This is a genomic window from Brachybacterium netajii (SeqCode) (genome assembly GCF_054114245.1).
This window is the reverse complement of the sequence record NZ_JBSYXB010000005.1, coordinates 154086-168940: the sequence shown is the minus strand read 5'-3', so window position 1 is coordinate 168940 and position 14855 is coordinate 154086. Positions and strand designations below refer to the sequence as shown.

Genomic DNA, 14855 nt, shown 5'->3' with positions numbered 1-14855 from the left:
TTCGGCGCAGACGGGGCCGACGGGCGTCCGGGCGGTCAGAACGGGAGCGTGATCCCGAGGTAGTGCTGGAGGCTCTTCGCGGTGATGAACATCAGCGCGTACAGGACGACGAGCGCGATGGCGCCGAAGACCGCCCAGGAGCCCCAGCGGGCCACGGCGACGCTCTCGCCCTTGGCGCGCAGTCGCAGGCCGACGCCGAACAGCAGCGGCAGTCCCGCGCCGAGCAGCAGGCCGACGACGAGGACGCGCAGGCTCCCGGCGAGGATCGAGGCGAGGTCGATCATCTCAGGCCTCCGTCCTGCCGGCGCGGCCGGCGACGGCGAGCTCGACGGGTGCGTCGAGCCGCGTGAGCGGCGCCGGGACCGGGAGTGCGCCGGCAGCGGCGAGCTCCGCAGGAACCGTCGCAGGAACAGCCGCGGAGACGGCGGCGGCCCGTTCAGCGGCGGCAGGGACGGCGGCGGGGACGGCGGCGGCCCGCTCGGCGGCGCGGACGCGCTCCGCGGTGAGCTCCGCGGCGAGCGCCGCGGCGCCCTCGGCGATGCCTCCCAGGGCGCTTCCCTCGGTGCTCTCCTCGGCGCCTGCGGTGCCGGTCCGGACCCCAGCCAGGGCCCGGGTCTCGCTCTCGCTCTCGGGCTCCGTCTCGCCCTCGGTCCCGTCCCATTCGTCGGTGACGTTGGTGTGGTCGACCTTCTGGAGGGTCGAGCGGTAGTACATGTAGCCGGCGAGCGCGACCAGGATCGCGAACTCGACGATCGCGCCGGCGACGCCGCCGACGAGGTGGCCGATCCCGTAGACGGCGGCGCCCATGATCGCGGCGGCGGGGAGGGTCAGCAGCCAGCCGCTGACCATGCGGCGGGCTGTGGCCCAGCGGACGACGCCGCCGGGGCGGCCGACGCCGGAGCCGACGATCGAGCCGGTCGCGACGTGCGTCGTCGACAGGGCCATGCCCATATGGCTGGAGGTGAGGATGATGGCGGCGGAGGAGGCGTCGGCCGCGAAGCCCTGCGGGGCGTTGAGGTCGGTGATGCCCTTGCCGAGGGTGCGGATGATGCGCCAGCCGCCGAGGTAGGTGCCCAGGGCGATCGCGCCGCCGCACAGCAGGATGATCCAGGCGGGCAGGCCGTTTGCCTCGATGTCGCCGGTGGTCAGCGAGCCGTGGGCGATGAGGCCGAGGGCGATGACGCCCATCGTCTTCTGCGCATCGCCGGTGCCGTGGGCGAGGGAGACGAGCGAGGCGGTGGCGATCTGGCCGACGCGGAAGCCCTTGTCGCGCTCCTTCTCGCGGATGCCGCGGGTCACCCGGAACACGAGCCAGGATCCGCAGGCGGCGACCGCGCAGGCGATGAACGGCGAGAGCAGCGCGGGGATGATGACCTTGGCGAGCAGGCCGCTCCAGTTGATCCCGAGAGTGCCCATGGCGGCGAGGCCGGCGCCGACGAGACCGCCGAACAGGGCGTGGCTGGAGCTCGACGGGAGGCCGAACAGCCAGGTCGCGAGGTTCCAGATGATGCCGCCGACGAGTCCCGCGAAGACGATCGACATGGCGGTCGCGCCGTCGAGCCCGGAGATCAGGGCTCCTGAGTCGGTGTCCTGGATGCGCAGCACCGAGGTGGTGACCGTGATCGCGACCTCGACGGACAGGAACGCCCCGATGAGGTTCATGATCGCCGCGAGGGTGACCGCGGCCTTGGGTCTCAGCGCCTTGGTGGCGATGGATGTCGCCATCGCGTTGCCGGTGTCGTGGAATCCGTTGGTGAAGTCGAAGGCCACCGCGGTGACGATCAGCAGCAGCAGGATGACGAGCTCGCCTGTCATGCTGCAAGTCTGCAGTCCCGAGGGGGGTCGGAGATACCCGTTGGAGCCGCGTTCACCTCTCGTTAACCGTCACCCTGGCACTTCATCTCAGCTTGTGACACAGATCACGCAGCGCGGCGATGGTGGAACGCGGCGCGGCTCACGTCACCGCTGTGCCGGGGCTGTGCGCAGGCCATGCGCGCGCTGTCCCGCGGACCGCTCCGCGCCCCGGTCACAGCCCTGTGGGCCCCACGACCCGCGCACCGGTCACCGCCCTGCGAGTCCCCCGCGTCCCCCGCGCCGGTCACCGCGCCGCGAGCACCTGCTCTGCGACGCGGGCGGCGGCGTCGATCGCGGCGGCGTCGATCCCGTGGCCGAGGGTGAGGCGCACCGCGGTCTGCGCGAGCTCCCGCTCGATCCCGATCGCGGTGAGCACGTGGCTGGGCTCGTCGCTGCCCGCCGCGCAGGCGGATCCGCTCGAGGCGACGACGCCGCGCTCGGCGAGGTCCAGCAGGATCGACTCGCCGCTGACCCCGGGGAAGCAGAAGGAGGCATGCCCCGGCAGCCGCCGGTCCGGTCCCGCGGCCGACGCCGGTGCGCCCGTCGGCGCCGGTCCGGCCGTCGGCGCCGGTCCGGCCGACGGGCCCGGCTCGACCGACGGGCCCGGCATGCTCGTCGGATGCGGCCCGGTCAGGAGCGTGCCCGGTCGGGCCGCGAGCACACGGGCGATGAGCTCGTCGCGCAGCGGCGTGGTCGCGGCGACCCGGGCCTCGCGCTCCGACTCGGCGAGCTCGAGGGCGACGGCGAGCGCGACCGCGAAGGCGACGTTCTCGGTGCCGGAGCGGCGCCCGCCCTCCTGGCCTCCGCCGTGGACGAGGGGCTCGAGGGGCAGGCGTCCGCGGATCATCGCGGCGCCGACGCCCTTGGGCGCGCCGACCTTGTGGCCCGAGAGCGTCAGCGCGTCGACGCCGAGGCCCCGCAGGTCCAGCCAGCCGGCGGCCTGGACGGCGTCGGTGTGGAACAGAGCGCCGACCTCGTGGGCGGCGTCGGCCAGGGCGGGGATGTCCGCGACCGCGCCGATCTCATTGTTCGCGTAGGCGAGGGAGACCAGGGTCGTGTCCTCCCGTAGCACGGCCCGCAGCGCCGCGGGCGTCACGACGCCGTCGGCCCCGGGATCGACGAAGGAGACCTCGAAACCGTGGACGCGTTCGAGGAAGGCGATGCTCTCGAGCACCGCCTCGTGCTCCGTCGGCGAGGTGACCAGGTGCTTCCCGCGCGGGGTCGCCAGGGCGAGGCCCTTGATCGCCAGGTTCGCGCCCTCGGTGCCGCCCGCCGTGATGACGATATCGCTGCGCCGTGCGCCGAGCACCGCCGCGATCCGCCGACGGGCGTCGGCGAGGCCGCGCGCGGCCTCCTCCCCGACCGCGTGATGGCTCGAGGGATTGCCGAAGGACCCGGTCAGGTACGGCCAGGCCGCTTCGAGCGCCTCGCGGCGCACCGGCGAGGTGGCGGCGGAGTCGAGGTAGATCACCGGGCGACCGCCCGTCGGCCCGTCGCCGCGCGGGTCGCCGCGCGGGTCGTCGCGCGGGTCGTCACGCGGCCTCGATGTCCATGTCGAGGCCCAGGTCGAGGCTCCGCACCGAATGGGTGAGGGCGCCCGAGGAGACGACGTCGACGCCGGTGCGGGCGACGGCGCCGACGGTGTCCAGGGTGACGGTGCCGCTGGCCTCGACGATCGCGCGGCCGGCGACGATCGCGACGCCCCGCTCGAGGTCCTCGAGGGAGAAGTTGTCGAGCATGATCACGTCGACGCCGCCGGCGATCACGGGCTCGATCTGGTCGATGCGGTCGACCTCGACCTCGAGCCGGGTCATGTGCCCGAGCTGCGCGCGGGCGCCGCGGATCGCCTCGGTGAGGTCGATGCCCTGCTGGCGGAGCACGGCGAGATGGTTGTCCTTCGCCATCACCCCGTCGGACAGCGAGAAGCGGTGGTTGCTGCCGCCGCCGCAGCGCACGGCATGGCGCTCGAGGGCGCGCAGACCGGGCGTGGTCTTGCGGGTGTCGGCGATGCGGACGCCGGTGCCCTCGACGGCCTCGACGAACGCGCGGGTGAGCGTCGCGATCCCCGAGAGCCGCTGGACGAGGTTCAGGGCGATGCGCTCGGCCTGGACGACCGCGCGGGCGGGGCCGGCGACGCGGGCCAGCACGTCGCCCGCGCGGAAGGCCTCGCCGTCGGCGACGAGCGCGGTGACCTCGACGGCGGGATCGGTGAGGCGGAAGGCCGCCGTGAGCACGTCGATGCCGGCGAGGACGCCGTCCTCGCGGGCGGTCAGCCGGGCGGTCGCCGTGGCGTCGGCCGGAAGGAAGACCTGACCGGTGAGGTCGCCCCAGGGGGCGTCCTCGGCGAGGGCCGCGGCGACGACGGGATCGATCTGCGCGCGCGAGAGCGGCGGGACGACGGGGTTCAGCATGCGAGGGCCTCCGAGGGGGCGTCGAGACGGTGGTGGGCGCCGACGGACAGCGGCCGCGCGAGCGCATGCGCGGTGGTCAGACGGGCGAGGTCGAGCAGGTTGCGGTCCTCGAGCTGCGCGAGCGTCGTGATCGTCGCGGGGTCCGGGACCCGCCAGCCGGCGAGGCGCTCGGCGGCCGCGTCGAGCTCATCGCCCGTGCGCAGCAGCCCGACCTGCTCCCACATGAGCTCCTGGAGGTCGGACCGGGTCCACTCCTCCGCGCCGCCGGGCGTCGGCGGGGCGGCGTCGACAGAGCCGGCAGGGAGGGCGGCGTCGTCGGAGCGGGCGGCGTCGGGTCGGGCGGCGTCGGCGGCCGACGAGTCCGCCGCCGTCGTGGCGTCGGCCGGTGCGACGCCGGCCGCCGCATCGGCCGAGACGGCGGCCAGCGAGGCGGTCGTCGTCGTGCGCGAGGACGGGCCCGCGAGCTGAGCGAGCACGGCGTCGGCCGCGCGCGCCCCGAAGACGGCGCCCTCGAGCAGCGAGTTCGAGGCCAGGCGGTTCGCGCCATGGACCCCGGTGCGGGCGCACTCCCCCGCGGCGTAGAGGCCGGGCAGGGTGGTGCGTCCGGCGAGGTCGGTGCGGATCCCGCCCATCCAGTAGTGCGCCGCCGGGGTCACCGGCACCGGCACGGCCGACCAGTCGATCCCGGCGGCGCGGACGGCCGCATCGATCGTCGGGAAGCGGGCGGCGAGGCGCTCGGCGCCGATCGCGGTGGCGTCCAGCAGCACCGGGCGCCCGTCCTGGTCCGCCATCACGCGGGCGATCGCCCGGGCGACGACATCGCGGGGAGCGAGCTCGGCGCGCTCGTCGACCGCCGGCATGAAGCGTCGGCCCTGCTCGTCGAGCAGCAGCGCTCCTTCTCCGCGAACGGCCTCCGAGACCAGGAAGGAGCCTTCGACCAGCGCCGTCGGATGGAACTGGAAGAACTCGAGGTCCTCGAGGGCGGCCCCGGCGCGCCAGGCGGCGGCGGTGCCGTCGCCCGTGGCGACCGCGGGGTTCGTGGTGTGCGCGAAGAGCTGGCCGGCACCGCCGGTCGCCAGCAGCACCGCGCGGGCACGCGCCTCGAGACGCGTCCCGTCGGCCGCGAGCAGGGCGGCACCCCGCACCCGCCCCTCGACCACCAGCAGGTCCAGCAGCGCGGCATGCTCCATGACGGAGATCCGCCCCGCCGCCTCGGCCTCGCGCACGGCGGCGACCAGGGCCGTCTCGATCGCGAGCCCCGTGGCGTCGCCGCCCGCATGCAGGATCCGCGGACGCGAATGAGCACCCTCCAGGCACAGCGCATAGGGCTGCGCCTCGTCGGCGCCGGCCCGTCCGTCGGCCGACGACGCGGCGTCGTCCGACGAGGCGGCGTCGGCCGACGGAACGCCGTCGAACGCCGCCCGTCCGTCGGCGCGGTCGAAGCCGACGCCGAGGCCGACGAGCGCGCGGATCGCATCGGGGCCCTCCTCGCAGAGGACCCGCACCGCCTCCTCGTCACACAGCCCCGCGCCGGCGGCGAGGGTGTCGGCGACGTGCGCGGCGGGGCTGTCGGCGGGGTCGATCGCCCCGGCGATGCCGCCCTGGGCGTGGCGGGTGGAGCCGTCGGCGAGCTCGCCCTTGGTCACCAGCAGCACGCCCGCCTCGCGGGAGGCGCGCAGCGCCGCCGTCAGCCCGGCGATGCCCGAGCCGATGATCAGCAGATCGGCGCGCATGCTCAGCCCTCCCGGGTGACGCCCTCGGCGGCGGCCGCGGCCGCCGGCTCCTCCGTCAGCGCACCGGTCGTCGACTCCTCCGTCGGCGCACCGGCCGTCGACGCGCCGGTCGTCGGCGCCTCGCCCGGCAGGGGGCGCGGCGCGGGCTTGGCCGCGAGCATCCGCTCGAGGGCGGTGCGCGCGGGGACCGCGACGTCGTCGGAGACCGTGATGCGGTTGATGACCTCGCCGGCGAGCAGCGACTCGAGCGCCCACGCCAGGTATCCCGGGTGGATGCGGTACATCGTCGAGCAGGGGCAGACGACCGGGTCGAGGCAGAAGATCGTGTGCTCGGGATGCTGCGCGGCGAGGCGCTGGACCAGGTTGATCTCGGTGCCGATCGCGAAGGTCGTCGGCTCCGTCGCGTTCTCGATGGCCTTGCGGATGTAGTCCGTCGAGCCGGACTCGTCGGCCGCGTCGACCACGGGCATGGGGCACTCGGGATGCACGATCACGCGCACCCCCGGATGCTCGTCGCGCGCCTTCGCGATCTGGTCGACAGTGAAGCGCTTGTGGACCGAGCAGAAGCCGTGCCACAGCACGACCTCCGCCTCCAGCAGGCCCTGCTCGTCGTTGCCGCCGAGAGGCTGGCGCGGGTTCCACATCGGCATCCGGTCGAGGCCGATGCCCATGGCCTTCGCCGTGTTGCGGCCGAGATGCTGATCGGGGAAGAACAGCACGCGACGGCCCCGCTCGAAGGCCCACTCGAGCACCGTCGACGCGTTCGACGAGGTGCACACGATCCCGCCATGGCGGCCGACGAAGCCCTTCAGCGCGGCCGAGGAGTTCATGTACGTGACGGGGATGATCGGGGCCCGGGTGTCGCCGTCGGCGGCGTCGAGCTCGTCCTCGTAGACCTCCATGAGCTGCTCCCAGCACTCCTCGACCTGGTCGAGGTCGGCCATATCGGCCATCGAGCAGCCGGCCGCGAGGTTCGGGAGGATCACGGCCTGCTCGGGCGCCGACAGCAGGTCCGCGGTCTCCGCCATGAAGTGCACGCCGCAGAAGATGATCGCCTCGGCCTCGGTGCGGGCCTTCGCGGCGGTCGCCAGCTGGAAGGAGTCGCCCACGTAGTCGGCGTACTGCACGACCTCGTCGCGCTGGTAGAAGTGCCCGAGCACGACGACGCGGTCGCCGAGCTCCGCCTTCGCCGCCCGGATCCGACGATCCAGCTCCTCGCTGCTCGCCTCGCGGTACACCTGCGGGATCTCCCGCTGACGGGGAGCGTCCGCCGGCACCGGATCCGCCATCGAGGCGCCCGGCCCGTACCCGGGATCGCGGGCGTCGACGTCCCAGGGGGCGTCCAGCAGCTCCGTCGAGCAGGTGCTGCCGGCGGCGGCGCCCGCCGAGATGTCGCGGATCGTCAGGTCGACGGACGCGGTCAGGCCGGTCAGGCCGATCGCCGTCGCGCCGGTCGCAGTCGTGGTGGTGGTCATGGGGATCTCCGTGGTGATCGAGGGATCAGGCGGTGGGTCGGCCGACGGCCGGGATCGCCGCCTCGGGTCACAGTCCCGTGAGGGGTCCGTTGTCCGCGAGATGGATCGAGGTGTCATGCCGGTACAGCCGGGCCGGTCGATGCCGGCCCCCGGTGCGGAAGGCGTCCGTGGCCACGAGGCGGCCGGAGGACTCCATCTGACGCCGGAAGTTCGCAGGATCGAGGGTGCGCTGGAGCACGGCCTCGTGGACGCCGCGCAGCTCCGCGAAGGTGAAGGTCTCCCCCAGGAACGCCGCGGCGATGCGGGAGTACTCGACCTTGTTGCGCAGGCGCCACAGGGCGTACTCGACGATGAGCGAATGATCGAAGGCGAGCTCAGGCAGCTCGTCGGCGACGAACCAGCGGACGTTCACGCCGGCCTCGCCCGCATCGGCCTCGGCCTGGCGCACGAGCGCCCAGTAGACGACCGAGACGGTCCGCTCGATGGCATGCGGAGCAGCGGCGGGGCGCCCGGCGGGATGCCCGGCGGGAACCGCGCCCTCGCCCGTAGGGGCATCACCGCTGGTGCGGGCATCGTCGCTGGTGCGAGCGTCGTCGCCGGTACGGGCGTCGTCGCCGGTGCGAGCGTCGTCGCCGGTGCGATCGAGGCCGCCGAAGGCGTAGAGCTGCTCGAGGTACTGCGGCGTCAGCTTCGTGGTCTCGCGGAGGTTCCGCGCAGCGGACGCCGCAAGTCCCTCATCAGCCGCCAGGGGGCCACCCGGAAGCGCCCATAACCCCTGGTGAGGAGCACGAATGCGGCGAACGAGCGGCAGCCACAGAACGGGCCGACGGGTCTGCGGATGCGGGCGCAGGGCGAAGATGACCGTCGAGACGGCGAGCGCGACCTGAGCGTCCATGAACGATCACCTCCAGTTAAAGTCACGGGAACCTTTACAGGTGCGAAAACATTAGGGTCGCCCCGACCAGAAGTGGCCATCTCGACCACTCTTTGAGACCTGGCCCACAGGGTCGATGACTTTAACTCGCGCTTCGACACCGTTCCGTGACGCCTCCGTGATACTCCCGTGATGACGTCGCGGCGCCGGCGCGGCGGCGGCGTGGCGACGGCACGGCGGCGGCGCAGCGGCGCGGCAACGGCATCGAGATCCTCGCGCGCATACCTTCCGCACTCGATCGACACGCCATGGGAACCGAACTCTTGCCCTCGCTTTTCAACGCTGTAATGCTGGCTCGGCGCGGACCTGCCGCGCGCACCTCGACGAGGAGGAACCATGCACAGTCCCCTGTCTCGCTCCACCGCCGACGACGATCCGGGAGCCCCCGACCTCTCCGCCCCCGCGGATCTCTCCACCGCCCCAGATCAGCCCGCCCCTGATCAACCTGCCGCTGATCAACCTGCCGCTGATCAACCCGCCCCTGCGGAGCCGCTCGAGCTGCCGGGTCGCCGCACGGTGATGACCGGCATCGCGGCCGCCCTGGTCGGCGGCCCCGTCGTCGGCGCCCTCGGCACACCGGCGGCGAACGCCGCCTATCCCGGCCCCGGCGCGGTCTCCGGCGACCTCACCGTGCACGACCCGGAGATCATCCGCCGCGCCGACGGCACCTACCTCATGCCGCACACCGGAGCAGGCGTCGCGCTGAAGACCTCCACCGACCGGGTCACCTGGAGCGACGTCGGCGCCGCCTTCCCGAACGGCACCCCATGGGCCGACCCCTACACCGGCGGCGACACCAACCTGTGGGCGCCCGACATCCACTGGGCGGACGGCGTCTACCGCCTCTGGTACTCGGCCTCGACCTTCGGCTCGAACCGTTCGGCGATCTTCACCGCCACCAGCCCCAGCGGCGAACCCGGCACCTGGACCCATGGCGGCCTCGTCGTCGAGTCCTCCACCTCGGACGACTTCAACGCGATCGACCCGGCGCTGGTCATCGACGACTCCGGCACCTGGTGGCTCGCCTTCGGATCCTTCTGGGACGGCATCCGCATGATCCGCCTGGACCCGACCACGGGCCTGCGCTCCGGCAGCGAGCTGCACACGCTCGCCTCCCGCGGCGGCGGCGCGATCGAAGCCCCGTCGATCCACCGCGCCAACGGCTGGTACTACCTCTTCGCATCCTTCGACCTGTGCTGCCGGGGTGCCGACAGCACCTACCGGGTGATGGTCGGCCGCTCCTCCTCCGTCACCGGCCCGTACTACGACCGCTCCGGGACCGCGCTCACCGCCGGCGGCGGCACCGAGATCCTCGCCTCCCACGACGCGATCCACGGGCCCGGCCACCAGGCGGTCCTCTCGGATGTGGACGGCGACGTGCTCTTCTACCACTACTACGACGCCGCCGGTGACCCGAAGCTGGGCATCAACCTCCTCGGATACGACAGCGCCGGCTGGCCCTACGTCAACTGACAACCGCCCGCTGGCCGTCGGCGACGCCCGCTGGCATCTGAGCGGGCCCGAGCGGGGGCGGTGGGCGGCTGGTCGCGAGCAGTGGGCAGCGGGCAGCGGGCAGCGAGCAGCGGGCAGCGGGCAGCGGGCAGCGGGCAGCGGGCAGTGGGCAGTGGGCAGTGGGCAGTGGGCAGTGGGCAGTGGGCAGTGGGCAGTGGGCAGTGGGCAGTGGGCAGTGGGCAGTGGGCAGTGGGCAGTGGGCAGTGGGCAGTGGGCAGTGGGCAGTGGGCAAAAACTGTCGGATATGGAGCGCTTTAGCTAATGCTGACGCCCACTGGACGGCGCAACGAGGTCGCAACGAGGCCATCGAGCCTCTCCGCGCCTCCCTGCCCCAGCCCGCCGCGCTTCACTACCCAGCTCGCCCCGCCTCACCCCGCCTCCGGCGTGCCCCTCCCCTTCAACCCCTGAGGAGTGGGCAGAAACTGTCGGATATGGAGCGCTTCAGCTACTGCTGGCGCCCACTCGACACCTCGTCGAGATCGCCTGACACCTCGTCGAGATCGCCTGACACCCCGTCGAGCTCGCCCGACATCCCGTCGAGCTCAGCGGGGCGTCGCTGGGGTGAAGAAGCAAGCGCAGGTGGGGGACGAGGTCCCGGAGGTGGCAGAGCCGGAGCAGGCGGTGGGCGAAGAGCGGCCGTCAGTCGCCGGGGGCGATCTGCGCGCGGAGGTCGCCGATGCCGAAGCTGCCGTGCTGGGAACCGGCGATGACCTCACGGGCGCGCTCGACACTGTCCCACGTGTTCCACAGCAGAACGCCGACGACCTTGCCGTCGTCGAGGTAGTGGACGACGGCGGCCGTCCGCGCGTCGTTCCAGACCTCGACCGTCTCGAGGGAGGCGTCGAGCCGCCCGACGGCCTCGTAGCCGTCGTCGAAGAGGTCCGAGTAGAACAGCGGCGTGTACGCGTAGTCGTCTCCGGCGTCCGGGTTCCCCGCAGCAGCCGCAGCCATGTTCGCGCCGACGCGCTCGCCGCTGGCCCAGGCGTTGTCGACGTGCTCGACGTGGCGGTGGCCGAAGAGCGGGTCGTCAAAGCGGGCGATGTCGCCGGCGGCCCAGACGCCGTCGGCGCTCGTGCGCAGGCGGGCGTCGACGATGACGGCGGCCCCGTTCCCTGCCGCGTCGGGGTCGCCGTCGAGGGCGAGGCCCGCGGCGTGGGCGAGGGAGGTCTGCAGCACGGAGCCGATCCCGAGGACGACGGCGTCGGCCTCGACGGTCCGCCCGTCCGCACCGCGCAGGATCAGCGGGCCGGCCCCGCCATCGCCCGCGGCGCCGGCGTCGCCGTCCTCTACACCCCCACCCGCACCTTCGATGCCCTCGATGCCCTCGAGGCGGAAGCCGCCGATGAGCTCGATGCCGTGCTGGCCGAAGACCTCGGCGAGGTGCTGAGCGATCGAGGTCGGGAACATGCGGTCGAGGAGGATCGTGCCCGAGTGGAGGAGGGTGACGCGGGCGCCGGTGCGGGAGAGCGCGGCGGCGGCCTCGGAGCCGATGTATCCGCCGCCGACGACGGCGATGCGCGCCCCGTCGGCGGCGAGCTCGCGCAGATGACGGTAGTCCGCGACGGTGCGGAGGTAGGCGACGCGGGGGTCGTCGACGCCGGGGAGGCGGCGGGGCGCGGCGCCGGTGGCGAGCAGCAGCTGCCCGTAGCCCACGACTGTGCCGTCGGCGGTCGTGACGGTGCGCGCGGCGGTGTCGAGGTCGGTGACCTCGGTGGACAGGGCGAGGTCGGCGCCGGTCTCCGCGGCGGTGGCGAGGTCTTGGGAGGCGGGGTCGGGGTCGTCGCCGTGCCAGAGGTCCTTGGAGAGCGCGGGGCGGTAGACGGGCCCGTCGGCGTCGGCCGAGAGGATCGCGATGCTCGCCGCGGGGGCCGCCTCGCGGATCGCCCGGGCGGCCTTGTCGGCGGCGACCCCTCCTCCGACGATCACATGGTCGTAGCTGCTGCGGAGGTCGGGCATCATCGGCTCCTTCATCGGGCGATCGCGTCCTGCCACGCTATGCCTCCGGCACGGAACCTGCAACGATCACCGTCCGGCCCCGCCCACGGAGCCGCCCGCCCGCTGAGCCGCCCGCCCGCCCGCCGACCGGCCCAGCCGCCCGCCCGCCGCCCGCTCATCGGAGGTCACGGATCCGCGTGCCGCGCGCCCGACGTGCTTGGATGAGATCGCGACGACTCCGCTCCCGCTCCGGGGCGGCGCCCACCCCCGTCGGGAGGTCACCATGGGACGCGAGATCGGCTCGACCGAGTACACGCGCGGCCAGCGCACGCACTACCGCCATGAGCTGCGTCGGAACCTCGACCTGTTCGAGTCGTTCCTGGACACGGCCGAGTTCGTCGACGAGGGGACGATCGGCGTCGAGCTCGAGATGAACCTGGCGGAGGAGTCCGGCTGGGGGCCCGCGCTGCTGTCGGACACGGTCCTCGAGGAGCTCGGCGATCCCGACTTCCAGCACGAGATCGGGCGCTTCAACATCGAGGCGAACCTGCCGGTGAACCATCCGGCTGGCTCGGGCCTGCTGGATCTGGAGCATGCCCTCGCCGAGCGCATGGCCCGGGCCGACGACGCCGCTCGCGCGCACGGCGCGCGGATCGTGCCCGTCGGACATCTGCCCACGGTGACCGCGGAGCTGTTCGCCGATGAGGCGTGGCGTGCGCCCGGCGCCCGCTATGCCGCGCTGGAGGCGGCGGTGCTGGAGGCCCGCGGCGAGGAGATCCAGCTGCGGATCGACGGCGAGGGCAAGGGGCTCGACGCGACCTTCGACTCGATCGCGCCGGAGTCCGCGTGCACGTCGCTGCAGCTGCACCTGCAGGTCTCGCCCGAGGAGTTCGCGGCCGTGTGGAACGCGGCGCAGGCGATCGCGGGCCCGCAGACGGCGCTCGCGGCGAACTCGCCGTTCCTCATGGGGCGTCGGCTCTGGCACGAGACCCGCATCCCCACCTTCGTGCAGGCCCTGGATGCGCGGCCGCCGGAGTACGCGACGCAGGGCGTCCGCCCGCGGGTCTGGTTCGGGGAGCGCTGGATCACCTCGATGTTCGACCTGTTCGAGGAGAACGTGCGGCTGTTCCCGGCGCTGATCCCCGAGTCCCGCCAGATGGCGGAGGAGCCCCTGCTGACGGAGGGCGCCTCCCCGCGTCTGCACGAGCTCATGCTCCACAACGGCACCGTGTGGCGCTGGAACCGGCCGATCTACGATCCCGGCACCGATGTCCCGCATCTGCGGCTGGAGAACCGTCTGCTGCCGGCGGGCCCGTCGGCCGCCGATATGGCCGCGAACGCGGCGTTCTTCTACGGGCTGGTGCATGCGCTGGTGCATGAGCGGCGTCCGCTGTGGTCGCGGATGAGCTTCGAGCAGGCCGACGAGGCGTTCCACCAGTGCGCCCGCTGGGGCCTGGAGGCACGGATCCGCTGGCCGCGGCTGGGTCGGGTCCGCGTCGCCGACCTGCTGCTGGAGCATCTGATCCCGCAGGCGATGGCGGGTCTGCGGGAGCTGGGGGCCGACGAGGCGGCGATCGCCCGCTACGAGGAGGTCCTCACCGAGCGGGCCCGCACCGGTCGCAACGGCGCCCGCTGGCAGATCGACACGGTCACCTCGCTCGAGCTGCGCGGCGCCGACCGTCCGACGGCGCTGGCCGAGATGACGCGCCTGTACCGCGAGGGCGTGGACTCGGGCGAGCCCGTGCATGCCTGGCCGGTCCCCGCCCGCCGCGATCGCGCCTGAGCCCGACGTCGTTCATCTGCGTTCACAGTTGCCGGGCCCGCAGGCGCCGGTGTCCGCATTCGCCAGTGTTCATATATCGGGATTGCGATCTCGCATGACGGAGTGAGTCGTACTCTTCCTCGATGACCTCCTCCCCCACCCCGGCGAAGCCCGCCCTGTCCCCGGAAGATCGCTCGGCGCGCGTCGCCGTGACCGTGTTCCCCGTGATCATCCTGGCCGCGGCGGCCTTCGGCTTCCTCCTGCCCGACGCCGGGCAGACGATCGCCCCGTACACGGCCATCTTCCTCGGCATCATCATGTTCGCGATGGGCCTCACGCTCACGCTGCCCGACTTCGCGCTGGTCGCGAAGCGGCCGCTGCCGGTGCTCATCGGCGTCGTCGCCCAGTACCTGCTCATGCCGCTGACCGGCTTCGCGATCGCCTGGCTGCTGAACCTCCCGCCGGAGCTCGCGGCGGGCGTCATCCTCGTCGGCTGCGCCCCCGGCGGCACGAGCTCGAACGTCATCACCTACCTCTCCAAGGCCGACACCGCGCTGTCGGTGACGATGACGTCGATCTCCACGCTGCTCGCCCCGATCCTGACCCCGCTGCTCACGCTGTGGCTGGCCGGCGCGTACATGCCGCTGGACGCAGGCGACATGGCCCTGTCGATCGTGAAGATGGTGCTGATCCCCGTGATCGGCGGCCTGGTGGTGCGCCTGCTGCTGTCGAAGCTCGTGGACCGCGTGCTCCCGGCGCTGCCCTGGGTCAGCGTCATCGGCATCTCCCTCGTGGTCGTCGCCGTCGTCTCCGGCTCCGCCGACAAGATCGTCGAGGCGGGCCTGCTGGTCCTCGCCGCCGTGATCCTGCACAACGCCTTCGGCTACCTGCTGGGCTACTGGTTCGCCCGCGTCCTGCGCCAGCCGGTGCGCACCGCCCGCACCACCTCGATCGAGGTCGGCATGCAGAACTCGGGTCTCGCGGCGACGCTCGCGGCCTCCTACTTCAGCCCCGCGGCCGCCCTGCCGGGCGCCGTGTTCTCGATCTGGCACAACCTCTCGGGCGCCGTGCTCGCGATGTACTACCGCCGCTCCGCGGACAAGCACCTGACCGGCCCCTCGGCCTGACGGCCGCCGCCCCCTGCGCTCCGCCGATCCGCGCGGCGGCAGCCTCCGCTCACGACGTTCGCCATGTCGATCGCCCGGGCGAGGATGCCGTCGCGTACGATCGCAGCAGCGC

At 73.1% G+C, this 14855-nt stretch carries 10 protein-coding genes and 1 pseudogene; 3 read left to right on the top strand and 8 right to left on the bottom strand.

The genetic code is table 11. From position 1 onward, the window contains the following. Positions 1-35 precede the first annotated feature (35 nt). The 7 genes and pseudogenes from ACXET9_RS11440 to ACXET9_RS11410 form a co-directional block, all read right to left on the bottom strand. Positions 36-284: a hypothetical protein gene (locus ACXET9_RS11440; protein ID WP_457886720.1), complete on the bottom strand. Its 249-nt coding sequence runs from the start codon at positions 282-284 to the stop codon at positions 36-38. 370 nt (positions 285-654) lie between these two features. Continuing rightward, positions 655-1815 (bottom strand): annotated as a pseudogene (locus tag ACXET9_RS11435) (anion permease); the annotation flags it as partial. 283 nt (positions 1816-2098) lie between these two features. Further along, complete coding sequence (locus ACXET9_RS11430) at positions 2099-3325, bottom strand: cysteine desulfurase family protein (RefSeq protein WP_457886719.1); 1227 nt, start codon at positions 3323-3325, stop codon at positions 2099-2101. Positions 3326-3386: 61 nt separating this feature from the next. After that, positions 3387-4265, bottom strand: a complete 879-nt coding sequence (gene nadC, locus ACXET9_RS11425) for a carboxylating nicotinate-nucleotide diphosphorylase (RefSeq protein WP_457886718.1) — start codon at positions 4263-4265, stop codon at positions 3387-3389. After that, positions 4259-5998, bottom strand: a complete 1740-nt coding sequence (gene nadB, locus ACXET9_RS11420) for an L-aspartate oxidase (protein ID WP_457886717.1) — start codon at positions 5996-5998, stop codon at positions 4259-4261. Before nadB ends, nadC begins: the two co-directional genes overlap by 7 nt. Positions 5999-6000: 2 nt before the next feature. Continuing rightward, the gene (gene nadA / locus ACXET9_RS11415) at positions 6001-7473 is read right to left on the bottom strand and encodes a quinolinate synthase NadA (RefSeq protein WP_457886716.1); all 1473 of its coding nucleotides are present in this window, start codon (positions 7471-7473) and stop codon (positions 6001-6003) included. Positions 7474-7540: 67 nt separating this feature from the next. After that, positions 7541-8368: an NUDIX hydrolase gene (locus ACXET9_RS11410; protein ID WP_457886715.1), complete on the bottom strand. Its 828-nt coding sequence runs from the start codon at positions 8366-8368 to the stop codon at positions 7541-7543. A gap of 375 nt (positions 8369-8743) precedes the next feature. Here ACXET9_RS11410 and ACXET9_RS11405 point away from each other — a divergent pair, with 375 nt between their 5' ends. After that, positions 8744-9880 carry a family 43 glycosylhydrolase gene (locus ACXET9_RS11405; protein ID WP_457886714.1) on the top strand — a complete coding sequence of 379 codons (1137 nt, stop codon included), beginning with the start codon at positions 8744-8746 and terminating at the stop codon, positions 9878-9880. A 678-nt stretch (positions 9881-10558) separates the two neighbouring features. On the opposite strand, the gene ACXET9_RS11400 is transcribed toward ACXET9_RS11405, so the two are convergent. Further along, a complete protein-coding gene (locus tag ACXET9_RS11400) occupies positions 10559-11875 on the bottom strand; it encodes an NAD(P)/FAD-dependent oxidoreductase (protein ID WP_457886713.1) in 1317 nt (438 codons plus the stop codon). A 262-nt stretch (positions 11876-12137) separates the two neighbouring features. On the opposite strand from ACXET9_RS11400, the gene ACXET9_RS11395 reads away from it, so the two are divergent. Both ACXET9_RS11395 and ACXET9_RS11390 read left to right on the top strand, forming a co-directional pair. Then, complete coding sequence (locus ACXET9_RS11395; RefSeq protein WP_457886712.1) at positions 12138-13637, top strand: glutamate-cysteine ligase family protein; 1500 nt, start codon at positions 12138-12140, stop codon at positions 13635-13637. A gap of 122 nt (positions 13638-13759) precedes the next feature. After that, entirely contained in the window at positions 13760-14743 is a 984-nt protein-coding gene (locus ACXET9_RS11390) for a bile acid:sodium symporter family protein (protein WP_457886711.1), read from the top strand. Positions 14744-14855 lie beyond the last annotated feature (112 nt).